Here is a 26,154-nt window from a genome sequence, read left to right on the forward strand (position 1 = left end):
AGGAGAACGAGCATGAGACAGGAAGCGTTTTCCATTGATCTGGGAGAAGGATTGACACTGCGAGGAAACATACATACGGAGGAAGCAGCCGGGTCTGCGCAGCCGCTGCTTTTATTTTGCCACGGCTTCAAAGGCTTCAAGGACTGGGGCAGCTTTCCGTACGTAGCGGATGAGCTGGCGAAACGAGGCATTGCGACGATTCGCTTCAATTTCAGTTGCAACGGCGTCGGGGAGAGCCTGACCGAGTTTGATGAGCTGGAAAAATTCGGGCGCAACACGTATGCCCGCGAGCTTGCCGACCTGCACGCACTGGTCGAGCGGATCGTGTCTGGCGAGCTTTCTTTGCCCGCCTGCGTGGACAAAACGAAGCTGTACGTGCTTGGACACAGCAAAGGCGGCGGAGATGCCATCCTGTTTGGCGCGAACAATCCGCATGTGACAGGCATCGTGACGTGGAACGGCATCGGCGACGTCAACCTGTTCGACGCAGCGCTGCGCAAACAAATCGAGGAAAATGGCGTCGGGTACATAGCGAATGCGCGCACCGGACAAAACATGCCGATTACGCGCGTCGTCATTGACGATGTCGACCAGAACCGGGACGAGTATGACATTTTGGCCAAAGTAGCGACTATGGAAAAGCCGCTGTGCATCATTAGCGGAGAAAAAGATTTTGTCCGTCTGGTAGAGGCTGCCAAAAGAATCCACCAGGCTGCGAAAAACAGCGAGCTGCACTGGATCGAAGGCGGCGACCATACATTTAACGCGCGTCATCCATTTGCGGGCACTTCGGCTCCGTTAGAGGAAGCGATCAAGCAGACGGCAGCTTTTGTCCTCGCCCCGCGGACATAGAAAAAGCCGCGATTTTCCTGCGTTTTCAATCCATTTAGGCTATGATATACTGGGTAAAGTCTAAAGATTAAAATGATGTGATTATTCAGAAAAATATCAGGAATAGGTGGAGAAGAAACATGAACAGCAAGGTGTATCTGTATGATACAACCCTGCGAGATGGGACGCAGGGAGAGGGGATCAGCCTGTCGGTGGAAGACAAGATAAAGATCGCACTGCGGCTGGATCAGTTCGGCATTGATTTTATCGAAGGCGGCTGGCCGGGGAGCAATCCAAAGGACATGGCGTTTTTTGAACGCATCCGCGAGGTTCCGCTCCAGCATGCCAAGGTGACCGCTTTCGGCAGCACCTGTAGACCGAATGTGGCGGCATCCGCGGACGACAACCTGCAAGCCCTGATCGCAAGCGGCGTGCAGGCGGCGGCGATCTTCGGGAAGTCCTGGGACTTGCACGTCACAGACGCTTTGAAAACGACACTGGAAGAAAACTTGCGCATGGTCGCCGATTCGGTGGCTTTTCTGAAACATAAAGGCTTGACGACGCTGTTTTTGGCGGAGCATTTTTTCGACGGCTACAAAGCAAACCCGCGCTATGCCCTGCGCGTGCTGGAAGCCGCCGAGGAAGCCGGAGCGGACTGGATCGTCCTCTGCGATACAAATGGCGGAAGCCTGCCGCATGAAGTGTACGAGATCGTCAAGGCGGCTGTCGGTCATCTGCACACGCCGCTCGGCATCCACCCGCACAACGACAGCGGCGTAGCGGTAGCGAACGCGCTGGCGGCGGTGCAAGCCGGAGCCAAGCAAGTACAAGGGACGATCAACGGCATCGGGGAACGCTGTGGAAACGTCAACCTGATTTCTGTCGTGCCCAATCTGCAGCTCAAGCTCGGGTACGAATGCGTGAGCAGCGAGCAGCTTCAGGAGCTGACGCAACTGTCGCGCTACGTGGCGGAGATCGCCAACATGACGCTGCCTAACAATCAGCCGTTTGTCGGGCACAGCGCCTTTGCGCACAAGGGCGGCATCCACGTCAGCGCGGTTCTGCGCGATCCGAAGACGTATGAGCACATCGAGCCGGAAAACATCGGCAACAAGCGCCGCGTGCTCGTCTCCGAGCTGGCCGGCCAAAGCAATCTGCTCGCCAAAATGGAAGAGCTGGAGATTGATTTGTCGCTGGATCGGGAAAAGACCCGCGAGATCATCACGCGCATCAAAGAGCGCGAGTTCCAGGGCTACCAGTACGAGGGCGCGGAGGCTTCGCTCACGCTCATGCTGCTTGCGGCGGCGGGCAAGCTGAAAAATTTGTTCACGCTCGATTCTTTCAAAATTTTGATGGAAAAGGCAGCCGTCCAGTCGATCACGTCCGAGGCGACCGTCAAGCTGCGCGTAAATGGCGAGAGCGTCCATACGGCAGCGGACGGAAACGGCCCTGTCAATGCGCTGGACAACGCCATGCGCAAAGCGCTGGAGAGCTACTACCCCTGTATCGCCAACATGCACCTCGCCGATTACAAGGTGCGTGTCCTGGATGAAAACGGGGCGACGGCAGCCAAGGTCCGCGTCCTGATCGAATCGGCGAGCAACGGCGAAAAGTGGAGCACGGTCGGCGTCTCGACCAACGTGATCGAAGCGAGCTGGGAGGCACTTGCGGACAGTATTCGCTACTTCTTGTGGAAGGAAGGCTGCGAGGAAGCGGGCCATCTGGCTTCTGCGGAAGCGCGGGTTGGGATCGTCAATCATTGACCGTCCTACGGGATGGAAAGCCTTGTTGACCGCGCGCGAGCGGTAGCACGTTAAGCGCGTTTAACGCGTTCCCCCCGTTTACTCGTTAAAAAAAGACCAGCAAAGCTCCGGGGAGCTGCTCTCTTTTTGTCAGCTACATCTGACAGGGGGAGAGCGGCTCGGGTGAGAGCGAGCTGGTCTTTTTGTTTGGCGTTTGCCTGCTCAGTCGGCTGTCTCCGAAGCAGGCCGATCAATCAGTTGGCGCAGCTTCGTTTCCGTCGAGGACTGGGGATCTGGCGTGTAGATGCTGCAACGCAGGTCAGCGCTGCCCTGCACTTGCAGGGAGGTCAGATGGAACTGCATTTTTCCGGCCTTGGCGTGGCGAAATTCAAGCAACACCTCGGGGGCGGAGCTGACGTGGCTCTGCTCCCAGAGCGTTTGGAAATCGGGGTGAACTTTTTTCATTTCAGTCAAAAAATGCGCGTACCATTCGTCCTCGACGTACTGCCCGTAGTACGCCCGGAAAATCGCGAGAAAACCGCTGACGAAATGCTCCCAGTTGACGGCGAGCCGCCGCAGCTCTTTTCGCGTGAACAGCAGCCGGATCAGGTTGCGCTCTTCAAAAGGAATTTGCTCGAAGTCGAGAAAGACGTGCGCCGCGGCGTTGTTCCAGCCGACGATGTGCAGTCGCCTGTCGGAGATGATCGTCGGACAGGAGCGCAGCTCGTGCAAAATTCTTTCCAGCGCGGGGCTGATCTGCGGCGGTTCTTCTTTTTGCAGGCTCGTGCCAATGCCCGTCCCGCTTTCCAGCGCCAGCGCGTACAAATATTTGCGCTCGTCGACCGTCAGTTGCAGCGCTTTGGATACGGCGTCCAGCACAGAAGGAGAGACTTTGATGTCCCTGCCTTGCTCCAGCCACGTGTACCAGGTGGAGCTGACGCCCGCCAACTGCGCCACTTCCTCGCGGCGCAACCCGGGTGTCCGGCGGCGGGTGCCAGGGGCGAGGCCGACTGATTGCGGGAGAATTTTGGCGCGCTGCGCTTTTAAAAACGACGAGAGAGCCTGCAGGCGTGTCTGATTGTTCATAGCCGCCTCCTATCCTGGTCTTTTAGCCCAAGCTGTTACTTGTTATACTAGGATAAACAAAAACTTGTAATAGGATAACACGTGCGACAAGATGGTTTCCATAAGGACTTGCAAAGGAGGATAACCATGGAAAAAGTAGTGGTTACAGGGATGGGCGTCATTTCGCCTGTCGGCAGCGACGTACAGCAGTTTTGGAGCAGCTTGACGCAAGGAAAATCAGGCATTTCGCAAATTGATAGATTCGATACATCGCGGTTCAAAACGAAAATCGCCGGACTCGTCCGCGACTTCGATCCGGAGGCTCGCTTCGGGCGCAAAGAGGCGCGGCGCATGGACCGCTTTTGCCAGTTCGCCATCGCGGCTACGGATGAAGCGCTGGAAGACGCGGGGCTTAGGCTGGAAGAGTGCGACCGCGAGCGGGTGGGCGTCTACGTCGGCTCCGGCATCGGCGGCGTGCAGACGCTTCTGGAGCAGCACGACATGCTGCGCAACCGAGGACCGGAGCGGATCAGCCCGACGCTCGTGCCGATGCTGATTTCCAACATTGCGCCAGCCATGATTAGCATCAAGTACGGCATCTACGGCCCGACCATGTCGCCTGTCACAGCCTGCTCGATCGGCAACACGGCGATTGGCGAAGCGTTTCGCCTCATTCGCTCCGGCCGGGCAGATGTCGTCATTGCCGGAGGAACCGAGGCCGCGATCAACGAGGTGTCGCTGGCAAGCTTCAGCAACGCCACGGCCTTGTCCACGCGAAACGACGATCCGACAGCCGCGAGCCGGCCGTTCGACGCGAAGCGGGATGGCTTCGTCATGGCAGAAGGCGCAGGCATCCTCATTCTGGAATCGCTTTCGCATGCGCTGAGACGCGACGCTCGCATTTACGCAGAGGTCATCGGCTACGGCGCCAGCTCGGACGCCTACCACATGGTCGCGACCCATCCGGAAGGCATCGGGCCGTACCGGGCGATGAAGTGGGCGCTGGAAGAAGCAGGCATCCAGCCGGGCGAGGTAGACGTCATCAGCGCCCACGCCACCAGCACCGAAATCGGGGACCGCTCGGAGACGTTGGCGATCAAGCGTTTGTTCGGCGAGCACGCAAAGCGCATCCCGATCACGGCAAACAAGTCGATGACGGGGCATATGTTTGGCGCAGCCGGAGGCGCAGAAGCCATCGCCCTGGTCAAAAGCCTCCAGGAGGGAATCGTGCCGCCGACGATCAACCAAGAGGAGCGCGACCCGGTCTGCGATCTCGACTACGTACCGAACACAGCCCGCCAGATGCCGCTGAACATCGGGATGTCCAACTCCTTTGGCTTTGGCGGCCATAATGCGGTGATTGTTTTGCGGAAGTACGAGGGGTAAGATGGAGTTTTTCGGAACCTTTCCAATTTGTTTGGGGAGGTTCTTTTTTGTGTCGTGGCAAATTTAAACAAAGAAATCATAATCCGGTTTCAAAATAGCAAGGAACCGATTGCCCCGTTTTTTGAACTTCAAGGAGTGATTCGTATCGACTTGCGAATTGGTTTAGTGATTGGCAGGAATCTTGATGTGCGGAAAATGAGAGAAAGATTATACGCTCACGAAAATGAGGCGGAAGCGACAAGCAAGGTCGTATTAAACTTTATGGAGCTTGACCCAGCTATCTTCTTAGATCAGCAAATTTCTTCTACAGAAGAAGTGTTGATAAAAGACGTAACGCTACTAGAAGAAGACCTCTTGCAAATCACGGACTTTGTATGGTGCGAAGTTTTAGGCGGGATAGAAAAGCACGGCCACCCTACTGTTGTAATTGACGACATAGAATACGAGGGAATGCTCATCCATGCTTTAGACAATCACATGTATTTATTTTTAAGAGAAATTAGCGGAGGAACAGAGGCGGCGCAGCTTCTTGCGAAAATAAAAAATGTGCCAAAAGAATTACAGTGGCTGAAAATCGCTAAAGAAGACGGGAAGACTCCGCCCGCCCCATTTATTCTGGAGCAGATACGGAACTGGATAGCGGCATTAAAAGCATACAGCATAGAATGACTTGATTTGGGCTTGATAGCCAAAAGCTGGGGCAATGACAAGCATTGCTTTGCCTGGCTACTCAAAAAAACATCCCCGTATGCGACAAGTCGACTGTTGGGGAGTAAAACTGTATGGAGCATGTTTTGCCAAGATTTTTGAGTAGCCACCGCATTTGGGAAGGCTAGCTTTTAAAGTTTTTCTTTCACCCCCGATAAACTCGCCAAGCCGCTGCCGAGGAAAGAGGAGAAATCCGCGAAAGCTCTTTGGGATCCCAACCGAGGTGGAGGGGAAAAAGCGAAACACGCCTTTAAGCGTCCACTCTGAGAAACCTCTTTTGAACCCGCCACTTTGGACGCGGTTTCGCTTTTTCCCCGGAGCCGGGCAGTAGAGCTTCCCCGCAGGGAGCCCAAGAAGCGACAGCGATTTCTCCTCTTTCCTCGCTCCGCAAAAGCGACGACTAAGCGGCTTTTCAAAACAAAAAAGTCGCGGTACCCCAAAGTCGCTGACTGACGCAACCGCAACGACAGAACCGATCGCACTTGCAAAAAAGCGAACAGAACCGAGCCAGCCTGCTAATCGGGAAAGCCCCAAAACCGAGCACACACCCGAAAGCTGCCGATGTACATGCCGATGCACAAAGAGTGACTGCTTCCATCCCCTCACCCGGAATGCCATCTGGAAAAAGTCTGCAGATTAACGAAGAAACCCAATCAACGAAAACGTAGACGATCAAACCAGAACCGAAAAAGGGGAATCATGCATGGCAAGCGAGCAGCGAGTCAAAGAAACAAACATCCACCGGGCACCGATTCTCGGTGTCATCATTGCTGGCGCGATTGCGGCCCTGCTCAACCAGACGCTTCTCAACGTCGCTCTGCCCAAGCTGATGGAGCAGTTCCACATCACCACCTCGACCGCGCAATGGGTCATCACCATCTACATGCTGGTCAACGGCGTCCTGATCCCTACCACCGCTTTTTTGATGGAAAAATACACGACCAGGCAGTTGTTCATTTCCGCGATGAGCCTCTTTGCCGCCGGAACCCTCGTCTGCGGCATCGCGCCCAGCTTCGCCATCATGCTGCTCGGACGAGTCGTGCAGGCAGCGGGGGCAGGCATCCTCATGCCGCTCATGACCAACGTCATTTTCAACCTGTTCCCCGCAGAGCGCCGCGGCTCGGCTATGGGGATCGTCGGCATTGCCATGGTATTTGCCCCGGCGATTGGCCCGACCTTATCCGGCTGGATCGTCGAGCATTACTTCTGGCGCCTGCTGTTTTTCGTCGTGTTGCCGATCGCCCTGATCGTTTTGCTCGTTTCGTTTTTCATCCTGAAAAACGTGACCGCGACAGCCAATCCGAAGCTGGACTTCTGGGGAGTCGTGCTGTCGACAGTCGGCTTCGGCGGGCTGCTGTACGGCTTCAGCACGGCTGGCGGAGCGGGGTGGAGAAGTACCGAGGTCATCCTCATGCTGCTCATCGGCTGTATCAGCCTGGCCGCCTTTGTCTGGCGGCAGTTGTCCATCGACCATGCCATGCTCGAGTTTCGCATTTTCCAGACCCCGGCCTATACGCTGGCCGTGCTCATCAGCCTATTGGTCAACATGTCGCTCTACTCGGGCATGATCTTGCTTCCGGTCTACGTGCAAAACATCCTGCACTTTACTCCTGTGCAGTCAGGTCTGCTGCTTTTGCCGGGGAGCATTCTTATGGGCATCATGTCGCCGATTACGGGCAAGCTGTTTGACAAGTATGGCGCCAAATGGCTCGCCTGGATCGGGCTTTTCATCACCATCGTCACGACCTACGGCTTTACGAAGCTGAGCCTGTCTACGAGCTACAGCTACCTGGTCACGTTGTACACGGTGCGCATGTTCGGGCTGTCCATGCTGATGATGCCGGTAATGACGTCCGGACTGAATGCGCTGCCGCTGCGGCTGAACCCGCACGGGACCGCCATGTCCAACACGGTCAACGCCATCGGGGGAGCGCTTGGCACGGCGCTGTTTGTCACGATCATGACGACGAAAAGCGCCGCCCACACGGCAGACATTGTACGAAGCCAGCACCTCAATCCGGCCGATCTGGCACAGATGGAGCTGGCGACGAAGCAAGGAATCGCCATGGGGACGAACGACGCCTTCTGGATCGCCACGCTGTTTACCGTCATCGCCCTGATTTTGGCGCTGTTTTTGCGCAACAACACGCCACGTCCGGAAAAGGTAACCGCGAAAAAGCGAGTGCCCCAGCTCTCGTAACTACGCGATTCTCCCGTTGAAAGGCTGCGACGACAGTTTTGGCTAGAGGGGAAGGGGCGAGAGTGAGCGAGTGAGCGAGTGAGTGAGCCAGTGAGCACGAGTAAGATTAAGCGCGAGTGCCCAAGAGCAAACGAATACAACAGTACAATCCCCCCAAAACAATCAACTACGAAGTCGCGAACCGGACACCCCCAGCAAAAAAAGCGCCGCTTCCCAAACGGGAGGCGACGCTTCAACCTACTTCATCCGATATGTTCGCTAGGACTGCTTTCGCATTGCACCCAATTCTTCCACGATCGCCGTCATCTCATTGATGCCGAACGCCGTTTTTTTCTGCACCATGTTGTACAAGTACAACAGGTCCTCGTAATGAACAAGGTCAAAATCTTCCGCGCGCATGACGGCCGTGTTCGCCATGTTCAGCTTCGCTTTGATGCCTTCGATCAGCACCGCCAAATTTTCCTGGGTCGCCTCTTTCAAATCTGCCATGGTTGGTCTCCTCTCCAAAAACGCTGCTAGTTATTTGGTAAGCTGCCCACGCGTGACGCCAAGCTGGTTGGTTGCCTTCAGCGTGCGCCATACGTGTGTGCCGCTAACTTCTCCGCGCAGAGCCTGACGGTACAGGCTGATGACTTCGCGCACACGCTCCGGTTCTTCCTCCAAAAACTCGATGCGGTAGCTGCCGACGTGCAGGGAGCGAAACTCGTTCAAATACTCTGCGCCCGACTGGTCGATGGCGTTGTACACCGTGTTGCGGCAGCCGGTGTCCACCCGCACCGGGTGCGAGAAGCCGACGCGATCCTTGAGCGAGATGCGAGAGGTTTCGCACGGGGTTCCGCAGTTGGTGTGGTCGGTTCCCTCACTCATGAACGTGCAGTACACGCAATGCTCGGTATGGAACATCGGCATGTGCTGATGGATGACCAGCTCCATTTTGGCGGCGTTGGAGCGACCGAGCAGGTCCACCATCTGCTGGATGTTCAAATCGTACGAAGGCGTGACCCGTGTCAGGCCCGCTTCGAGAAACAGCTCGACAGCTTTATGGTTGGCCACGTTCAGGGAGAAATCGCCGATCAGCGGGATGTCGATTTCGTCCTTGCGGGACAGGTAGTAGTAGAGTGCCCCGGTGTTGCGCACGAGAATCGCGTCCGGCTTGCTTTTGGCGATCAGGGCGAGCACGCCGTTTTCGTCCGGCATGTGAATGCGCATCGTCGCGATCCCGATTTTTTTCCCGTACTTGTGCGCCAGCTTGACGCCTTCCGGGTACTGCTTGACGAATTCGAAGTCCGCGTAAAGGAAATCGACGTCCGTCTGCGCCGCCGCCTCCAGTTGCTCAAGCGAGCGGCACAGCGCTGTCAGCATCGGCTTTTCCACTGGCTGTGTGCGAGGCACGTCCGCGTACACGTCTACGTCGCGATGGCGGTAGACAGGCGGCTTGGAGCGCAAATAGACGAGCTGCTCCACGGCCTCCCGGCGCATCCGGTTCAGCTCGCTGACAGGCACGATCAAGTCTCCGTCCAGATCGACAGTCAGGTCGCGAGCGTCCAGATGGAAAATCGTTCCGCCCAGACGGCTTAACTGGTCGTGCAGCAGCTCATGCGTCAACGGGCGCTTCACGGCAGCCTCAAGCGGCTTTTCCGACGGTACGGTCACAGCGTGATTCGCCTGTTTGTCCACCCAGGTGATGCTGAGCATCTCGCCCAGTTTGCCGCTGACGTGCACGGCGAGCGGGAAAGTGCGGTACGGTTTTTCCGTTTCAAACGTTTTGCGCAGGCGGCGATCCAGCTCAGGGTCGCTCGTTTTCCATACGCGGTCGCCCACGTGGAGCCGCTTCAGGTTGACGTCGTTGCGGCCCATGACGATCTCGTACAAGCCTTTTTCGACTTCGCCCTCGACCTTTTTGCCGCGGGAGAGAATATCGTAGACGCGTCCGCCTTCTTCCTTTTGCGTCGGATCGCCCGCGTCGAACACGATGCCGTCACCGCGCTTGACGGGAGCGGCAATTTCAACGAGCACGCTTGTGCCGAGCAGCTTTTTCACTGTGCCCAAAAACACGCCGCGGCTTTTCGGGAACGAGCCGTCCACGAGTTGCTTGTTGTTCGTTCCTTCCAAAAATCCATGGGTAAAGCCGCGGGAAAAGCTTTGCTGCAGCTCGCGAACCTCGACCTCGGTCGGACCCGTATCCTCTCCGGCAAAGTAGCGCTCGATGGCCGCGTTGTACTTGCTGACCACGTTGGCGACGTACTCCGGCGATTTCAGGCGGCCTTCGATTTTGAACGAAGTCACGCCCGCCTCGATCAGCTCAGGAACGAGGTCAATGGCAGCCAGGTCTTTTGGCGAGAGGACGTACGCGATGTTGCCCATGTCCTTTTGCACGCCGTCGACCATCAGATCGTACGGCAGGCGGCAAGCCTGGGCGCATTCGCCGCGGTTGGCCGAGCGTCCGCCCCACATTTCCGAAGTCAGGCATTGGCCGGAGTAGGACACGCACAGCGCGCCGTGGACGAATACTTCCATCGGCAGCTTCGCTTTTTCCCCGATCTTCTTGATTTCCTTGAGCGAGTTTTCCCGTCCCAGTACGACGCGCTCGATGTTGAATGGCTTCGTAAATTCGACCGCTTCCGGCGAAGTGATCGTCATCTGCGTGGAGCCGTGAATCGGGAAGTCAGGGGAGATTTCGCGAATCAGCTTCACCAGACCGAGGTCCTGGACGATGACCGCGTCCACCCCGGCGTGAATACAGGCGTCAATCAGCTCGCGCGCATCCTCCAGCTCGTTCTCGAACACAAGAATATTAAAGGTAAGAAACCCTTTTACACCGTACATATGCAAATAAGCCATAATCTCAGGCAGTTCAGCCATGTGGAAGTTCTCCGCGCGTGCGCGGGCGTTGAACTTTTCCACCCCGAAAAAGACGGCGTTGGCACCATTCGCGACAGCGGCCTTCAAACAGTCCCAGTTGCCGGCAGGAGCCAACAGCTCAATATCTTCTCGCTTTATTCCATTTCGCATGTGAATGTCATTACCTCCAAGGTCTATAAAACAAGCTCTTCTTCATCATAGGGAAATGTCTTTGCTCCCGCAACAAAAACCTCCACTTCTCCAAATGTTGAAAATTGTCGCTTCCAGAAAGTGTGAATATGATGGTGTTATGTAAGAACTTCAGCGGCAAAGCGAAGCCGGAGGAGATCGGCGTGAAGGCGACGGATGACAAGACGCTGGTTGTCCAATTGGAAAATCCGACTCCCTTTTTCCTGGAGTTGACGGCTTTCTACAGCTATTTCCCGGTCAACGCGAAGGTCGCGGCCGCGCACCCCGACTGGGCCAAGGATGCGGGGCCGAACTACACCTCGAACGGGCCGTTCAAGCTCGCTGCCTGGGAGCATAAAAACAAGCTCGTGCTGGAAAAAAACGAGCATTACTGGGATGCGGACACAGTCAAGCTGACGAAAATCGAAATGAACATCATCAACGACGCCAACACGGAGCTGTCGATGCTGGAAAACGGCGATCTGGACTGGGCGGGCGCCCCGACCGGAAATTTGCCGCTCGACGCGATGCAGACGCTGAAAGAAAAGGGCCTGCTGGAAATTACCCCGAAAGCCGGAACGTACTGGTACGAATTTAACACAGAGCAAAAACCGTTCAATAATAAGCAAATTCGCCAAGCGTTCGCGTATGCGATCAGCCGCCAGGACATCGTGGACAACGTGACACAGGGCGGAGAGCTGGTGGCGACGGCGGTCGTGCCGCCGACCATGTTTGGGGAGAACGGACAAGGCTTGTTCAAGGACAACGATGTGGAAAAAGCGAAGCAGCTTCTGGCAGAAGGCATGAAGGAAGAAGGCTATGCCAGCGTCGACAAGCTGCCGCCGATCACGCTTTCCTGCAATACAGAGGAAGCGCAGGCGAAGATCGCGCAAGCCGTGCAGGACATGTGGCAAAAAAATCTCGGGGTACAGGTGAAGCTGGAAAACCAGGAGTGGAACGTGTACTACGAAAACGTGAAAAACGGCAAGTTCCAGGTAGCGCGCATGGGCTGGACGGGCGACTTCAACGACCCGATCAACTTCCTGGAAATTTTCCGCACGAAAGAAGGCAACAACCATACGAGATGGGAGAGCAAGGCATACGCCGACCTGCTCGCCCAGTCCTCCAAGGAAAAGGACGCCGCCAAGCGCAAGGCGATCTTGCAAGAGGCTGAAAAGCTGTTGGTCGACGAAATGCCGGTGATCCCGTTCTACTTCAAATCGACGGTGTACGCCAAAAATCCGCGCCTGAAGGACGTCGTCATTTCCGGCCTGGGCCATGCCCAATACAAATGGGCGTACTTTGAATAGGCGGGAAAACAAACTCGAAGGGCTGGTCGCTTGGATTAATCCACGACCAGCCCTTCGAATACGATCGAAACCTTCTCTTCCATAATCTCTTCCAACGCCCATGCGCCTTCGCTGCGCACCCAGTCGTACAGAGCGTTGTAGTAAATGTTTTCCAGCATGTTCGCCGCTACGAGCGGATTGAACTTGGTCTTGAGCTGCTGTTTTTCCTGCGCTTCCTCGATCAGATCGGCGAACAGTTGCCGCAGCTCGAAGTACATGTTCTTTTCGTTTTCCAGCACTTTGCGATGCTTCATTGACGATTCCACGACGACCTTGATGAAGTCGAAGTTCGTGATCGTCACCTCGTTCATGATCTTGTAAATTCGCAAGACCTTGGACTTGCAATCGTCCCCGTAATCCCATTCCTGGCGGCGCTCTTCGATTTCATGAAGCCGCTCGTATCCCCAGTTCGCGAGGATCGCTTCCTTTGACGTGAAATGCAGAAAAATGGTGCCGCGCGCGACGTCTGCTTCTTCCGAGATCATGTCGATGGTCGTGGCTTCAAAGCCGTGCAGCTTGAACAGCTTGATCGCGGCATTGAATATTTTTTCGCGAGTTTCCCGCTTTTTTCGCTCCCGTCTCGTCGTCAAAAAGGTAGTACCTCCTCTGCTTCGTTTGCTTGATTATAACATAACAGTTACTTACAAAAGAATTTTCCGTACATTTCCCGTGAAAAAGGGCAAAAAAAGGGATAGACTTCTCGGGACGTCGAATGTATATTTATATACTATAATGAATAAATATTTAATCATACCGAGCCGTAAGAGCATGGGGTGGAGGAGTGTAAAATGAGCGTTGTAAAAGCGCTGACAGTACGTCAGGCAATGATGAAGGACGTCGATGCCATGTTGGAGATCATTAATGAATATGCACAACAGGGATTGATGCTGCCGCGTACGAAACTTTCTGTCTGTGAAAATTTGCAGTCATTTATCGTCGCTCATGATGGAGATACAGTGGTGGGAGTTGCCGGACTGCATATTTTGTGGGAGGATTTGGCCGAAATTCGCTCGCTGGCGATTGCGGAAAAAGCAAAGGGCATGGGCGTGGGCAAGCATCTCGTTCTCCATCTGGTAGAGCAGTGCCGCAACCTGGGAATCAAGCGGGTGCTTGCGTTGACTTATCAAAAAGCTTTTTTTGAAAAATGCGGATTCTGGATCGTCGCGAAGGAAACGTTGCCGCAAAAGGTGTGGAAAGACTGCATCAACTGTTCCAAACTGCCGATGTGCGACGAGATCGCGATGATTTTTGAGACAGCCTGATATTTTGATACATTTGGTATAGCCTTCCTTTTTTCATTTCTGGTACTATATTCGTAACAATAATAAAAATATAGAGAATATTGAATCAGAAATGAACGTTCAAAATTGGGGGGCTTTCCATGAAGCTGGGCGCGCGCGTATTGATTGTGCTCTTAGTCGCGAGTATTGTACCGTTAACGGCGGCAGGTGTGTTTGCTTATCAGGAGACTAAACAGGAATTGCTGGACGGCAGTGCGGCCAAGCTGGAGGCATTGCGGCTCAGCAACAAGGAGCAGGTGGAGAATTACTTTCGCGAGCGCACCAGAAACGTCGATACGCTGGCCGCCTCGGGAACAGTGATCTCTGCCCTTTCTGTCTTTCAGGAACTGTGGCAGGAGGGAAGGGAATCCGCTGCCTACAAAGAGGCAGAGATGACCTACGCCAAGGAACTGAAGATGGAGGCCGCGCGCTACGGCTTTTCCAACGCCTACTTGCTCAATGAAACAGGCGAAATCGTCTACGAGACGAAGCCGCAGTCTGACTTCGGCACCAATTTGCTGACGGGGCCGCACGCCAACTCTGTGCTGGGGCAAACCGTCCAGCAGGTCGTGAAGGGCCAGAGTGCGGAAGTGTCTGACCTCGGCAGGTACGAGCCGTCAGGAAATGTGCCGGGTGTGTACATTGCGGCTCCGATTTATGAAAAAGGCTTCATGATGGGGCAACTCGCCGTCGAAGTGCCGCTCGATTACATTTCCCGCCTGCTGAATCAGCGCGAGGGGCTGGGCGAGACGGGAAAAATATATCTCGTCGGGCCGGACAAGCTGATGCGTTCGCAACTGGGCAGCGGCCAGGAGACGATTTTGCAGCAAGCAGTCGACACGCCGATCATCGAGCGAGTTTTCCAGGCCGAAGGGTTTGCAGGGACAGAGCAGAGCGTCGATTTTCGCGGGCAGCCTGTGCTCGTCTCGTTTGACCAGATAAAAGTCGCGAAGCATACGTGGGCGATCCTGGCCGAGATCGACATGACGGAAATTTTGGCCGGGCCCAACCGGATTCAAACCGCGATGATCGTCTTTAACGGCGTCGTCCTGCTTCTGATCGTTGCGATCTCGCTCTACACCGCGGGGTGGCTGCGGCGCTCCTTTAGCGGGATGCTGCACGTGGCGGAACGGATCGGACATGGCGACTTCACCACCGCCGTTCCCGACAAGCTGCTGAAGCGCAAGGACGAGCTGGGCGAGCTGGCCCGCTCGCTGTCCACGATGCAAAAGCAACTGCACGGCATTCTCGTGCAGGTCGGGCAAGCCGCCGCTTCCGTGGCGCATGCGGTGCGGGAAATTCACGGCAACACGAATGAAATCGCCGCGTCCAGCCAGCAAATTGTCCAGGTCGTCGATCAGGTGGCGGCGTCGAGCGAAAGCCAGATGGAAAAAATGGGCCAGACGCTCAATCTGGCGGTAGATCTGACGAACGATGTCGCTGGCGTCACCGAAAATGTGCGGCAGGTCAGCCTGTCCTCAACCGAGATGAAGCAGCACGCAGAGGAAGGCAGGGAGGCCGTGACGGCGGTCATAATCAGCATGGAGGAAATCAATCGCTCCGTAGCGGCTGCCACTGAGGTGATTCACGTGCTGGAGCAGCGGTCGCAAGATATTTCGCGGATTATTTCCGTCATTACCGAGATTGCCAGACAGACCAATCTGCTCGCGCTGAATGCGGCGATCGAGGCGGCGCGCGCCGGGGAGCATGGAAAAGGCTTCGCGGTCGTGGCCGGGGAGGTGCGCAAGCTGTCAGAAGGCACGAATGAAGCGGCGCAGCAAATTGTGCGGATGATTAACGACGTGCAAAACGACACGATGATCGTCGTAGCGAAAATGGCAGAGGGGGCCGAGACGACCGCTCACGGGATGAAAACGGCCCGCCAATCGGGGGAAATGTTCCAGCGGATCGAGCAAAATATTTTGCGCGTCTCGGCCGAGATCAACCGGGTCAGCGAAGCTTTTGCACGGATGGCGCCAGATGCCCAGCAGGTCGTAGTCGTGGCCAAGGAAGTTTCGGCAGCGTCTGTTCAGGCGACGGCTGGCGTGCAGAGCATTTCCGCAGCGGTAGAAGAGCAGAGCGCAGCCATGGAGCTGATCGCCCAATCCGCCGATCAACTGGCGAAGCTGGCTGACGAGTTGCGCGGGTCGCTCGCCGCCTTTGTGCTCAAGTAAGAGGGTCAGACATAGCGAGTGGGAGGGGCCGGGAAATGTTCGTTTTCCCGGCTCTTTTTGCATTTTGGAAGGATATCTCACACAAAATGTTGAATGATAAGGACGATGGAGAGTTTCGGGCCGGAGGGACGTAAGCGTGCACAAACTAGATTGGGAACTTTATTTGCTGCCGTTCGAGCAAGCTGTAGAAGAGATCAAAGTCAAAATCAAAAATATCCGCAACGAGCTGCGCAAGCGCAAGGAGCATTCTCCCATTGAGTTTGCCGTCGGACGGGTGAAATCAATACCGAGCATCTACAACAAGGCGAACCGCCTGCAATTTCCGATTGATGAAAATATATGCTGGGAGATCAGAGACATCGCGGGTGTTCGCGTCATCTGCCAGTTTATTGACGATATACCCGCCGTAGTGGAGATGATCCGTAAGCGCGGCGACATGCGCGTCTATTTGGAAAAAGACTACGTTTCCACGCCAAAAGAGAGCGGCTACCGCGGCTATCACCTGGCTGTCGAATACCCGATCATGATGGCGGGCGGTCAGGTGACGATTCCGGTGGAAATCCAGATTCGTACACTCGGCATGAACTTTTGGGCGACGATTGAACACTCGCTGAATTACAAATACGAAGGAATCATTCCGTCGAACATTCGCCAGCGCCTGTTCGAAGCCGCCAAGGCATCGTACAAGCTGGACAGCGAAATGAACAACATCCGCGACGAGATCAAGGAAGCACAGGCCGAGTTCACGAAAAAAGAAGTGCCGATGGAATCGCTGCTTTCCCTGGTAGAGCTGGATTTGGACGTCGACGCAGGACTGATGGACGGCAGCCATAACGAAAGGAACGAAAACGAAGATGACGACCATTAATTGGCTAGAGGAAACAAACAAGCTCAAGGACGAGCTGATTGCCACCACCCAGGAGTTTTTGCGGATCAAAAGCGTGCTCGATCCGGCTACCGCTCGCGAGGGAGCGCCGTTTGGCGAAGGCATCCGCGCCGCGCTGGATTTTGCCTTGAACGTCTGCGAAAAGGCCGGGATGACGACAAAAGATGTGCGCGGCTATGCCGCTCATGCCGAGTTCGGGCAAGGAAAAGAGCTGGTCGGCATTTTGAGCCACGTCGACGTCGTGCCGGAGGGAGACGGCTGGAGCACGCCGCCGTACGCGGCCGAGATCGTGGACGGCAAGCTGGTGGCGCGCGGAGCGATTGACGACAAAGGGCCGACGATGGCGGCGATTTTTGCAGCCAAAGTGGTCATGAACCTGGGACTGCCGCTCTCCAAGCGCGTGCGCTTTATTTTCGGAACGGACGAAGAGTCGAGCTGGCAATGCGTCAAGACGTACTTTGAAACCGAGGAAATGCCGACGATGGGCTTTACGCCTGACGCCGATTTTCCGCTGATTTATGCGGAAAAAGGTCTGACCGACCTGACCTTGCGCCAGACGTACGCCGCGTTCCAACAGCTCGGCAAGCCTGTAGCGGAGCAGGCGGAAGCCAAGCTTGTGTCATTGCAGGCGGGCTTGCGGATGAACATGGTGCCGGACAAAGCGGTGGCGATACTCGCGCCGCTTTCCGTGGACAGCCAGACGATCATCGACCGCTACCGCAAGCACCTGGAGCAGACAGGCTTGAAGGGACAGGCAGAAGCAAAGGACGGTTCGGTCGTCTTGCACATGGAGGGCGTCTCCGTACACGGAATGGACCCGAAAAAAGGCGTCAACGCGGGCACGGAGCTGATTCACTTCCTGCGGACGCTCGCTCTCGACGCGCGCGCAGCCGTGTACGCAGAGGCGGCAGACCGCTACCTGCACAAGCAGCACGGCGGGGAAGCGCTCGGAATCGCGCATGACGACGAGGAGATGGGCGCGCTTACGCTGAACACGGGCGTACTGGAATACGCAGCGGAAGGGGACGCGCTGTTCCGCCTGAACATTCGCTACCCGCACTCCATTTCGTTTGCAAAATGGTCGGCGATCCTCGCTGAGCGCTTTGGCGAGGCCGCGTTCGAACTGGAAGTCGTGGAGCATCTGACGCCGCATCGCGTCGATCCGAACCATCCGCTGGTGACTACGCTGCAACGGGTGTACACCGAGCAGACAGGCGAAGAGGCAGGCATCATCGCCATCGGCGGCGCCACCTACGGCCGTTCGCTGGATGTGGGCGTGGCGTTCGGGCCGCTGTTCCCGGGGCGTCCGGACAGTGCCCATCAGCGGGACGAGTACATTTTGGTCGACGATCTCGTCAAGGCGACCGCGATTTACGCGCAGGCGATTTACGAGTTGGCCAAATAAACAGCACAGGTAGGCAGAGGATGCGGCGTAAGGCTTGTGTCCTCTGCTTTTTTTGTGCGGATCGGAATGGACAAGGTTCTGCTCAGTATGACGGCAGCGAAGGCTTCGCCAATGGCTTGGCGCAGCCTGTTTTTCTCATTTTGCAAAACAAAACGCTTTACAATTTGTGGGAGCAGACGCTATAATCCGAATAACGATTGATCGGTTAATCATTCATGGAAAAAGGAGCTTTGCTACATGCCGCTTTCTGATGCACAGGTGCAAAAAATGAAGCAAAAGCGGGAAACGATTCTGGAACAAGCGATCCAGATGTTTGCCGAGCACGGCTACAATGACACGACGATCGCCAAAGTCGCAAAGGCGTCCGGTGTCAGCTTTGGCAGCGTGTTTACGTATTTTGAAAACAAAGACCAGCTTTTTTACGCGGCGGTCGTGGAGCCGCTCCGAGTGTATGCAAAAGAGCTGCTCGACTTTGACTCGAATGCGGAGGACCCTGTCGCGGAGCTGCGAAAGATGGTGACGGCGCACATCAAAATCTTTTCCAGCTTCGAGACGTATTTGCGGCTCGTCGTGCAAGTCATCGGCTACCATAACCGCTTTGCCGAGCCGTTTGCGGAGCTGGATGCGTTTCACAACACGTTTCGGGGAAAAATCGGCGAGCTGGTGAAAAAGGGCCAGGAGCAGGGCCAACTGCAAGTCCGGGACGCCAATTACGCGGCGACTGCCTACACCAGCTTGCTGATCGGTTTGCGGGTCAATCTCACCGATTCGCCGGACAGCCAGATGTGGGAAAAGTTCGTGCCGTTTGCGATGCAGCTTTTTGGACCGAAAGGCGAGTAAAGCTGCGTTCTTTTTGTTCAAAAAACGATTGATTAATCAATCATAAATGCAAAGGGGAGCTTTCCGTGAAGATATTGGCGTTTGATCGAACGATCCAAATCCGGATGGTCTTGCAGTTTTTGACGAATCTGGCGGTCATGTCTGTTACGCCGTACTTGATTATCTTTTTTTCCGGCCAACTGGGAACGGTCGTAACCGGACTGATGTTCGTCGCAGTCATGACAGCGAGCATCATCGGCTCGTTTGTCGGCGGGTACGTGGCGGACAGGATCGGGCGAAAAAAGGTGATTGTCGTCTGCGAAGCGCTCATTATGGTCGGCTTCAGCGCAGTCGCGCTCGTGAACTCGCCGTGGCTCCAGCTTCCGTATGCGACGTTTGCCCTGTTTGTGCTCATTCAGCTTTGTACGGGTGCGGCAGGGCCGGTTTATCAGGCGCTTATTATCGACGTCAGCGAGCCTGCGAGCCGGCGCTCGATTTTTACCGCGATGTACTGGATCAATAACTTGGCCGGGGCTGCTGGCGGCATGATCGGAGCCTTTTTGTTCAAGGAGCATCATTTTTGGCTATTCGTCGGTGTGGCGGGCAGCACGGCCATCGCGTTGGCGATCACGATGTTGTTCATCCAGGAAACGTACATCCCGGCAACGCACGGAGGCAAAGAGCAAGCGGCAGCCCCGTCAGGCAAAAAGCAACGGTTCGGCCAGATGCTCGGGGCGTACCGAAGCGTTTTCCGGCAAAAGTGGTTTATGCGCTTCGCCCTCGCCAGCCTGCTCATTTTGTCCATCGAGGAACAATTGACGAATGTCATCGGCATTCGCCTGGTGGCGGAAATACCAAAGCCGGTTCCGCTCCTGCCGTTTCTGTCGCTGCAAGTAGACGGCCTGAACATTCTCGGAATGCTGCGGTCGGAAAATACTTTGCTTGTTGTTTGCCTGACCGGGCTTGTCGCCAGCGTGATGAAAAAATACAGCGATCGCTTTGCCCTGCTGTGGGGCCTGGCGCTTTTTTTCGCGGGCTATCTCGTCATCAGCTACAGCGCTTCTCCGGGCCTGCTGCTCTTCGCGATGCTTGTCGCAACGGTCGGGGAGCTGGTGCACATGCCAGCCAAGCAGACGATGCTCGCGAACATGGTGCCAGATCACGCTCGCAGCACGTACATGGCGGTGTACTCGCTGCTCAACATCGTTGGAATCGGCAGCGCCGGCGTGTTTATTTTCGCAAGCTCCTGGGTGCCGTTCGCGTTCTTCCCAGTCGCATTTGCCTGCATGGGCGCGGTCAGCCTTTACCTGTTTGCGGGGGTTACGAAGCAACTCGCGAAGGAAACGGGTTCTCCGGCGGCTCCGATTCAGACCGGAGCTTAGAGCGAGCTGGTGGCGGTCAGGAAAGGGCCGCCGCCCGCTTTTTCCCCGGATGGCTCACCGTGTCAGTTGCCTGATCCCGGGAAAAATAGAAACAGGATCAAACGGTTTGGTTGTATTTTTGATTCGACTCCTTTAGTATAGGTAGGATAGGATTTCGCAAGGGCTGCAACCTGACCGGGTTGATACCGCAAGTGACGGTGCCCGATTTTTTCCACCCGCTGTCCATGCAGGCCAGGGTGCGCGAAAACGGAAGACCGCGTGTGAAAGGAAGTGGATATGATGGCAAAATCGTTTGCGTCTTTTGGCTTTCGACCGGAGCTGATGCAAGGGATTCAAGACCTGTACTATAAAGAACCGACCCCGATCCAGGAGGAAGCGATTCCGCTGATTCTGGAAGGGAAAGACGTGATTGGACAAGCGCAGACCGGAACGGGGAAAACAGCGGCGTTCATGCTGCCGATCCTGAACCGTCTGGATGCGGGCAAACGCGACATTCAAGCGCTGATTCTCACCCCGACGCGCGAGCTGTCCATTCAGATCGCCAAAGAAGTGGAAAAGCTGGGCAAGCACCTCGATGTGAACGTGCTGTCTCTGCACGGCGGAACGGATATCGACAGACAGTTGAGCAAGCTGAAATCGACTGTACACATCGTCGTGGGAACACCGGGACGCGTGCTGGATCACATGAAGCGCGGCTCGCTGCACTTCGGGCGGATTTCCACGCTCGTGCTGGACGAGGCGGACAAGATGATGGAGATGGGCTTTTTGGAGGACGTGGAGCAAGTGATCGTCCATACGCCTTCCCAGCGTCAAGTGCTGCTGTTTTCTGCGACCATGCCGGATTTGGTAAAGCGGCTGGCGCATCGCTTCATGAAGCAGCCGCCGCACATCAAGATCGAGGGCAAGCAAAAGACTGTGGAGAAAATCGAGCAGTTTTACTACGTGGTCAACCAAAGCGACAAGACGGATGCGCTCGTGGACGTATTGGAGCAGGAGCAGCCGTTTTTGACCATCGTTTTCGCCAATACGCAAGTGCGCGTGCAGCAGCTCACGGCTCGCCTGCAGGAAAACGGACTTACGGCGCAAGCGCTGTACGGGGACTTGTCGCAGAGCAAGCGCGAGCAACTGATGCGACAGTTCCGCGAAATGCGCTTCCAGTACCTGGTGGCGACGGATATCGCGGCGCGCGGGCTGGACGTCGAGGGCGTCACGCACGTCATCAACTACGATTTGCCGAATGACGTGGAGAGCTACATTCACCGCGTGGGCCGGACAGGGCGCGCCGGACAGAGCGGAAAAGCGATCTCGCTCATTTCCCCGCGCCAGAAAAACTTGATGGGCCGCTTCGCCAAAGCGACGAAGGCGTCGATTGAAGAGCGGATTCTGGAGCCTGGCCGCCACCTGGATGCAGGCCGTCGCCAGCGCGCCCAGGAGCGCGAGGCGCACTTCATCGAGCTGCGCGCCCAACAGGCAAAAGAGCAGCAAAAAGAAAAAGACAAAGAGTTCGCTCCTGTTCGCGAAGCATTGAAGAAAAAAGCCAAGGTGAAGCCGGGCTACAAAAAGAAGCTGGCGCGCGAGCTGGATGAGCTTCAGGCGCGATACGAGAAAAACCGCAAAAAGGCGGAAGCGATCGCGGCCCGCAAAGCAGGCAAAACCGTGAAGCCCGCCGACGCCAAAAAAGCGGGCAGAGGCGGAGCAAGCCGCTCTGCCAAAGGGGCAAGGCCGTTCCGCCAAGATTCGGGCAAGTCGCGCGGATAATCAACAGAAGAGAAAACGAAAAAGAGGTCCAGATTCGCTTCGTGCGGTCTGGACCTTTTTGCGTTTAGGGGAAGGTGGGTGTTATGAGAATTATTTGAATCATAAAGGAAAGTGAAGAAAAATTAATTCTGATAAAACATATCGGAATTATGTTGATTATATATTTCTCATCCAGTAGACTCAAACCTAAGTTTGGAATAAATCATAGTATTCTCATCTGATTAGTATGTAACAAGGAGGAAGCGATGATGGGGAAATACTTGCTCAAGCGGTCGCTGTCGATGGTGATTACGCTCTGGCTCATCGCCACGTTGACGTTCGTCATCATGCATTTGATCCCGGGCGATCCGTTTGCGACAGAGGCCCGCATGCTGCCGGAAGAGGTGGTGCAAAACATGCGGGAGCGGTACCACCTCGATAAACCGTTGATGGAGCAGTATGTCCGGTATATGAACGGCCTGATCCACCTCGACCTGGGGCCTTCGATCCAGCAAAAGTCGCAGGATGTGGCGACGCTGATCCAACAGGGCTTTCCCGCCTCGGCCGTGCTCGGCTTGCAGTCGCTGGTCATGGCTTTGGTCGGAGGCATTGCGCTCGGAGTGGTCGCCGCCCTGTTTCACAACCGTTTGCCGGACTACGCCGCGATGTTTTTTGCGATTCTCGGCATTTCGGTTCCGAGTTTCATTTTGGCTCCTTTGCTCATCAAGTATTTTGCCGTGAAGTGGGAGCTGCTCCCGGTCGCTTCCTGGGACGGCTGGGAGTATTCGCTGCTTCCGTCCGTGGCGCTGGCGATCGGGCCGCTGGCGATTATTGCCCGCTTCGTCCGCACCAGCATGATCGAGGTGTTCGACCAGGACTACATGAGCACGGCGGAGGCGAAGGGGCTGTCCACTTTTCACATCGCGGTCCGGCACGGCATCCGCAACGCGATTTTGCCGGTGATTACGTTTATCGGCCCGCTCTTTGCCAACCTGATTACGGGCACGTTTGTGATCGAAAAAATTTTCGCCATACCGGGCATCGGCAAGTATTTCGTGGAGAGCATCTTCAATCGGGACTATCCGGTCATTCTCGGCACTTCCGTATTTTACAGTGCCGTCCTCATTTTGACACTGTTTTTCACCGACATTTTATACCGATTCGTCGATCCGCGAATCAAGTTAGCCAACGGGGGGGAATGAGGCGATGGCAGAAGTGTCACAAGTGCGTGACGAGCTGTTCCGGCCGCTTGATCGCAGCCGCTTCGACCAGCACAGCGCGATGCGGCCGAGTGCGAGCTACGGATGGGAGAGCGTGCGGAAAATGTTTCGCAACAAGCTGGCGGTATTCGGCTTTTGCTTGCTGGGAGCGATCGTCTTCCTGTCGGCTTTTGGCCCGAGCATGGTCCCGTATTCAGCCAGCGAGCAATCTCTCGTCTCGGGAAATTTGCCGCTGTCGTCGGAGCACTGGTTTGGAACGGACGATCTGGGCCGCGACATGTGGGTGCGCACCTGGGAAGGCGGACGCATCTCCTTGTTTATCGGAGTGGTCGCTGCGCTGATTGACCTCGTGCTGGGCGTGGTGGTCGGCGGGCTGGCGGGCTATATGGCCGGGCGCGGCAAGTGGGGCGACCGCATCGACAATGTGCTGATGAGGCTGGTGGAGATTTTGTACGGGATTCCGTACTTGCTCGTCGTGATTTTGTTGATGGTCATTATGGAGCCGGGGCTGACCACGATCATTACGGCTTTGTCGATTACCGGCTGGGTAGGAATGGCTAGGCTCGTGCGCGGGCAAATTTTGCAGGTAAAAGGCCAGGAGTACGTGCTCGCGGCCGAAAAGCTGGGGACACCGCACGCGAAAATCATTTGGCGGCACTTGCTTCCGAACGTGGCGGGAATCATCATCGTCAACCTGACTTTTACCATCCCCCAGGCGATCTTTGCCGAGTCGTTTCTGAGCTTTCTCGGGCTGGGCGTACAGGCTCCGACGGCGAGCTGGGGCACGATGGCGAACGATGCGCTGGCCGTCATTTTGAGCGGGCAATGGTGGAGGCTGTTTTTCCCGGGCGTGATGATCTCGCTTGTCATGTTTGCCTTTAACGCGATCGGAGACGGCTTGCAGGACGCTTTCCATCCGCGAAGCAGCAAAGCTTGAAGGAGGAATGACAAATGACCAATGTGCTGGAAGTGGAAGATTTGCACGTCTCCTTCCGGGCCTATGGCGGGGAAGTCCAGGCGGTGCGCGGCGTGAGCTTTTCCGTGCGGCCAGGGGAGACGCTGGCGATTGTCGGCGAGAGCGGCTGCGGAAAAAGCGTGACGGCCCGGGCGATCATGGGCATGGTGAAAGCGCCGCGGGGCCGCGTGAAAAAGGGGAGCGTCCGCTTGCACGGCAGAGAGCTTTCCTGTCTCGGAAAAAAAGAGTGGCAGCAAATTCGCGGCGCGCAGATCGGGATGATTTTTCAAGACCCGATGACGTCGCTCAATCCGACGATGAAGCTCGGGACGCAAATCGCCGAGGTGCTCGTCAAACATCAGAAGCTGTCCGCCAAAAAAGCGCGGGAAAAGGCGATTGAGCTGTTGGCGGCAGTCGGCATACCAGAGCCGGAAAGAAGGTGCGACCAGTATCCGCACGAATGCAGCGGCGGGATGAGGCAGCGGATCGTCATCGCCATTGCGCTCGCCTGCGACCCGCAGTTGATTATCGCCGACGAGCCGACGACGGCGCTCGATGTGACGATTCAGGCGCAAATTTTGGCGTTGCTCCAAGATTTGCAGCAGGCAAAAGGGACGTCGATCATCATGATTACCCACGATTTGGGCGTCGTGGCGGAGGTGGCCGATCAGATGGCGGTGATGTACGCAGGCGTCATCGTCGAGCAAGGTCCGGTGGCAGAAGTTTTCGACAACCCGCAGCATCCGTACACGCGCGGACTGCTGCAATCCGTTCCCCGTCTGGATCAGCCGAGCGAGGAGCGGCTCATCCCGATTCAGGGCGCTCCGCCGGATTTGTTTGCGCCGCCCGCAGGCTGCCCTTTTGCCGCGAGGTGCGACTACGCCATGGAGGTGTGCGCGGAACACATGCCGCAGAGCACGGCCTTTTCCTTGCAGCATCAGGCGAAATGCTGGCTGCACGATTCGCGCGCGCGGCGTGTGGAGGAACTGGTGAGTGCAGGGAGGGAGCGGCATGTCTGACATTTTGCTAGAAGTAAAAGAGTTGCGCAAATATTACCCGATCGGCAACGGCAAACAGGTCAAATCAGTCGATGACATCTCCTTTTCAATCCGCAAAGGGGAGACGCTCGGACTGGTCGGCGAGAGCGGCAGCGGCAAATCGACGCTCGGCAGAACGATTGTCGGGCTGTATCCTCCGACGAGCGGCTCGGTCGTTTTTGATGGAACCGATCTGGCCGAGGCAAAAGGCGGGAAAAGGCGCGAGATCAATCGGCGGATGCAGCTCATTTTCCAAGACCCGCAATCTTCGCTCAACCCGCGCATGAGAGTAGGGGACATTATCGCGGAAGGAATCGAGGCGCACGGCTTGGCAAAAGGGCGCGAGAAAACAGAGCAGGTGCGGCAGCTTTTGGAAAAAGTCGGTCTGCACCCCGATCATGCACGGCGTTATCCGCATGAATTTAGCGGCGGACAGCGGCAGCGGATCGGGATTGCCCGGGCGTTGGCGGTACAGCCAAGCTTTATCGTGGCCGATGAGCCGATTTCGGCGCTGGACGTGTCGATTCAGGCGCAGGTGGTCAATCTGCTGGCTGACTTGCAGCAGGAAAGCCAGTTGACGTATTTGTTCATCGCGCACGATCTGGCTATGGTCAAATACATCAGCGACCGCATCGGCGTCATGTACCTCGGCCGGATGATGGAGCTGGCCGACAGCGACGCGCTGTTTGCCAGTCCGCTGCATCCGTACACGCAGGTGCTGCTGTCGACCATGCCCGTGTCCCACCCGAAGCACCGCGCCGCTCGCGAGCGAATTGTCATCGGCGAGCCGCCGAGCCCGATCCATCCGCCGCCAGGCTGCCCGTTCCAGACGAGATGCCCGAAAGCGATGAGCATTTGCAGGCAAATGGCCCCGTCCTGGAAGGAGGTGGAAGCTAAGCACTGGGTAGCCTGCTTTTTATACGAATAAATCGGGGAGAAACATACGGA

Annotated in this window: 20 protein-coding genes and 1 pseudogene; 17 read left to right on the forward strand and 4 right to left on the reverse strand. The window is 56.1% G+C overall.

From position 1 onward, the window contains the following. The first annotated feature begins 12 nt into the window (after positions 1 to 12). A complete protein-coding gene (locus M655_RS07350; RefSeq protein ID WP_005831614.1) occupies positions 13 to 852 on the forward strand; it encodes an alpha/beta hydrolase in 840 nt (279 codons plus the stop codon). Positions 853 to 971: 119 nt separating this feature from the next. After that, positions 972 to 2,594, forward strand: a complete 1,623-nt coding sequence (cimA, locus tag M655_RS07355) for a citramalate synthase (RefSeq protein WP_005831611.1) — start codon at positions 972 to 974, stop codon at positions 2,592 to 2,594. A gap of 201 nt (positions 2,595 to 2,795) precedes the next feature. Here the strand turns inward: cimA and M655_RS07360 are convergent, their stop codons facing one another. After that, positions 2,796 to 3,659, reverse strand: coding sequence for a helix-turn-helix transcriptional regulator (locus M655_RS07360; RefSeq protein ID WP_005831609.1), 864 nt, complete (start codon positions 3,657 to 3,659; stop codon positions 2,796 to 2,798). 126 nt (positions 3,660 to 3,785) lie between these two features. On the opposite strand from M655_RS07360, the gene fabF reads away from it, so the two are divergent. From fabF to M655_RS07375, 3 genes are all read left to right on the forward strand, one after another. Beyond that, entirely contained in the window at positions 3,786 to 5,024 is a 1,239-nt protein-coding gene (fabF, locus tag M655_RS07365) for a beta-ketoacyl-ACP synthase II (protein WP_007780944.1), read from the forward strand. 54 nt (positions 5,025 to 5,078) lie between these two features. After that, positions 5,079 to 5,693, forward strand: a complete 615-nt coding sequence (locus M655_RS07370) for a hypothetical protein (RefSeq protein WP_005831607.1) — start codon at positions 5,079 to 5,081, stop codon at positions 5,691 to 5,693. Between the two features lie 742 nt (positions 5,694 to 6,435). Next, positions 6,436 to 7,932: a DHA2 family efflux MFS transporter permease subunit gene (locus M655_RS07375; RefSeq protein ID WP_026557822.1), complete on the forward strand. Its 1,497-nt coding sequence runs from the start codon at positions 6,436 to 6,438 to the stop codon at positions 7,930 to 7,932. 258 nt (positions 7,933 to 8,190) lie between these two features. Here M655_RS07375 and M655_RS07380 read toward each other — a convergent pair whose 3' ends face one another. Both M655_RS07380 and M655_RS07385 read right to left on the reverse strand, forming a co-directional pair. After that, positions 8,191 to 8,421: a DUF1128 domain-containing protein gene (locus M655_RS07380; protein WP_005831605.1), complete on the reverse strand. Its 231-nt coding sequence runs from the start codon at positions 8,419 to 8,421 to the stop codon at positions 8,191 to 8,193. 30 nt (positions 8,422 to 8,451) lie between these two features. After that, positions 8,452 to 10,944, reverse strand: coding sequence for a U32 family peptidase (locus M655_RS07385; protein WP_005831603.1), 2,493 nt, complete (start codon positions 10,942 to 10,944; stop codon positions 8,452 to 8,454). A 149-nt stretch (positions 10,945 to 11,093) separates the two neighbouring features. On the opposite strand from M655_RS07385, the pseudogene M655_RS07390 reads away from it, so the two are divergent. Further along, positions 11,094 to 12,272, forward strand: a pseudogene (locus tag M655_RS07390) (peptide ABC transporter substrate-binding protein); the annotation flags it as partial. Positions 12,273 to 12,307: 35 nt separating this feature from the next. On the opposite strand, the gene M655_RS07395 reads toward M655_RS07390, so the two are convergent. Continuing rightward, positions 12,308 to 12,901 carry a TetR/AcrR family transcriptional regulator gene (locus M655_RS07395; protein WP_005831599.1) on the reverse strand — a complete coding sequence of 198 codons (594 nt, stop codon included), beginning with the start codon at positions 12,899 to 12,901 and terminating at the stop codon, positions 12,308 to 12,310. Positions 12,902 to 13,099: 198 nt separating this feature from the next. Between M655_RS07395 and M655_RS07400 the strand changes: the two genes are divergently transcribed. The 11 genes from M655_RS07400 to M655_RS07450 all read left to right on the forward strand — a co-directional run bounded on the left by M655_RS07400 (position 13,100) and on the right by M655_RS07450 (position 26,134). Further along, entirely contained in the window at positions 13,100 to 13,573 is a 474-nt protein-coding gene (locus M655_RS07400) for an N-acetyltransferase (protein WP_005831597.1), read from the forward strand. Positions 13,574 to 13,692: 119 nt separating this feature from the next. Beyond that, a complete protein-coding gene (locus M655_RS07405; RefSeq protein ID WP_005831595.1) occupies positions 13,693 to 15,765 on the forward strand; it encodes a methyl-accepting chemotaxis protein in 2,073 nt (690 codons plus the stop codon). A gap of 136 nt (positions 15,766 to 15,901) precedes the next feature. Continuing rightward, the gene (locus M655_RS07410; RefSeq protein ID WP_005831593.1) at positions 15,902 to 16,633 is read left to right on the forward strand and encodes a GTP pyrophosphokinase; all 732 of its coding nucleotides are present in this window, start codon (positions 15,902 to 15,904) and stop codon (positions 16,631 to 16,633) included. Further along, positions 16,620 to 18,056 (forward strand): dipeptidase PepV, encoded by a 1,437-nt coding sequence (gene pepV, locus M655_RS07415; protein WP_026557824.1) that lies wholly within the window; start codon positions 16,620 to 16,622, stop codon positions 18,054 to 18,056. The genes M655_RS07410 and pepV overlap by 14 nt, the downstream gene beginning before the upstream one ends. A 237-nt stretch (positions 18,057 to 18,293) precedes the next feature. Next, positions 18,294 to 18,896 carry a TetR/AcrR family transcriptional regulator gene (locus M655_RS07420; protein WP_005831589.1) on the forward strand — a complete coding sequence of 201 codons (603 nt, stop codon included), beginning with the start codon at positions 18,294 to 18,296 and terminating at the stop codon, positions 18,894 to 18,896. 65 nt (positions 18,897 to 18,961) lie between these two features. Next, entirely contained in the window at positions 18,962 to 20,257 is a 1,296-nt protein-coding gene (locus tag M655_RS07425; protein WP_025847402.1) for an MFS transporter, read from the forward strand. A 279-nt stretch (positions 20,258 to 20,536) separates the two neighbouring features. Next, positions 20,537 to 22,015, forward strand: a complete 1,479-nt coding sequence (locus tag M655_RS07430; RefSeq protein ID WP_007776751.1) for a DEAD/DEAH box helicase — start codon at positions 20,537 to 20,539, stop codon at positions 22,013 to 22,015. 248 nt (positions 22,016 to 22,263) lie between these two features. Then, on the forward strand, positions 22,264 to 23,196 hold the full coding sequence (locus M655_RS07435) for an ABC transporter permease (protein ID WP_005831581.1): 933 nt from the start codon (positions 22,264 to 22,266) through the stop codon (positions 23,194 to 23,196). Positions 23,197 to 23,200: 4 nt separating this feature from the next. Continuing rightward, on the forward strand, positions 23,201 to 24,151 hold the full coding sequence (locus M655_RS07440) for an ABC transporter permease (protein WP_005831579.1): 951 nt from the start codon (positions 23,201 to 23,203) through the stop codon (positions 24,149 to 24,151). A gap of 14 nt (positions 24,152 to 24,165) precedes the next feature. Next, positions 24,166 to 25,188, forward strand: coding sequence for an ABC transporter ATP-binding protein (locus M655_RS07445; RefSeq protein ID WP_026557825.1), 1,023 nt, complete (start codon positions 24,166 to 24,168; stop codon positions 25,186 to 25,188). Continuing rightward, a complete protein-coding gene (locus M655_RS07450; RefSeq protein WP_026557826.1) occupies positions 25,181 to 26,134 on the forward strand; it encodes an ABC transporter ATP-binding protein in 954 nt (317 codons plus the stop codon). The genes M655_RS07445 and M655_RS07450 overlap by 8 nt, the downstream gene beginning before the upstream one ends. Positions 26,135 to 26,154: the final 20 nt, after the last annotated feature.

This window comes from Brevibacillus sp. NSP2.1 (assembly GCF_000470975.2).
In the GTDB taxonomy this organism is placed as follows: domain Bacteria; phylum Bacillota; class Bacilli; order Brevibacillales; family Brevibacillaceae; genus Brevibacillus; species Brevibacillus agri.

What these genes read in the sequence shown, in the direction of transcription:
- M655_RS07350 (WP_005831614.1), top strand. Translation starts at nt 13, where the DNA reads ATGAGACAGGAAGCGTTTTCCATTGATCTGGGAGAAGGATTGACACTG.
- cimA (WP_005831611.1), top strand. Translation starts at nt 972, where the DNA reads ATGAACAGCAAGGTGTATCTGTATGATACAACCCTGCGAGATGGGACG.
- M655_RS07360 (WP_005831609.1), bottom strand. Translation starts at nt 3,659, where the DNA reads ATGAACAATCAGACACGCCTGCAGGCTCTCTCGTCGTTTTTAAAAGCG.
- fabF (WP_007780944.1), top strand. Translation starts at nt 3,786, where the DNA reads ATGGAAAAAGTAGTGGTTACAGGGATGGGCGTCATTTCGCCTGTCGGC.
- M655_RS07375 (WP_026557822.1), top strand. Translation starts at nt 6,436, where the DNA reads ATGGCAAGCGAGCAGCGAGTCAAAGAAACAAACATCCACCGGGCACCG.
- M655_RS07380 (WP_005831605.1), bottom strand. Translation starts at nt 8,421, where the DNA reads ATGGCAGATTTGAAAGAGGCGACCCAGGAAAATTTGGCGGTGCTGATC.
- M655_RS07385 (WP_005831603.1), bottom strand. Translation starts at nt 10,944, where the DNA reads ATGCGAAATGGAATAAAGCGAGAAGATATTGAGCTGTTGGCTCCTGCC.
- M655_RS07400 (WP_005831597.1), top strand. Translation starts at nt 13,100, where the DNA reads ATGAGCGTTGTAAAAGCGCTGACAGTACGTCAGGCAATGATGAAGGAC.
- M655_RS07405 (WP_005831595.1), top strand. Translation starts at nt 13,693, where the DNA reads ATGAAGCTGGGCGCGCGCGTATTGATTGTGCTCTTAGTCGCGAGTATT.
- pepV (WP_026557824.1), top strand. Translation starts at nt 16,620, where the DNA reads ATGACGACCATTAATTGGCTAGAGGAAACAAACAAGCTCAAGGACGAG.
- M655_RS07420 (WP_005831589.1), top strand. Translation starts at nt 18,294, where the DNA reads ATGCCGCTTTCTGATGCACAGGTGCAAAAAATGAAGCAAAAGCGGGAA.
- M655_RS07430 (WP_007776751.1), top strand. Translation starts at nt 20,537, where the DNA reads ATGGCAAAATCGTTTGCGTCTTTTGGCTTTCGACCGGAGCTGATGCAA.
- M655_RS07435 (WP_005831581.1), top strand. Translation starts at nt 22,264, where the DNA reads ATGGGGAAATACTTGCTCAAGCGGTCGCTGTCGATGGTGATTACGCTC.
- M655_RS07440 (WP_005831579.1), top strand. Translation starts at nt 23,201, where the DNA reads ATGGCAGAAGTGTCACAAGTGCGTGACGAGCTGTTCCGGCCGCTTGAT.
- M655_RS07445 (WP_026557825.1), top strand. Translation starts at nt 24,166, where the DNA reads ATGACCAATGTGCTGGAAGTGGAAGATTTGCACGTCTCCTTCCGGGCC.
- M655_RS07450 (WP_026557826.1), top strand. Translation starts at nt 25,181, where the DNA reads ATGTCTGACATTTTGCTAGAAGTAAAAGAGTTGCGCAAATATTACCCG.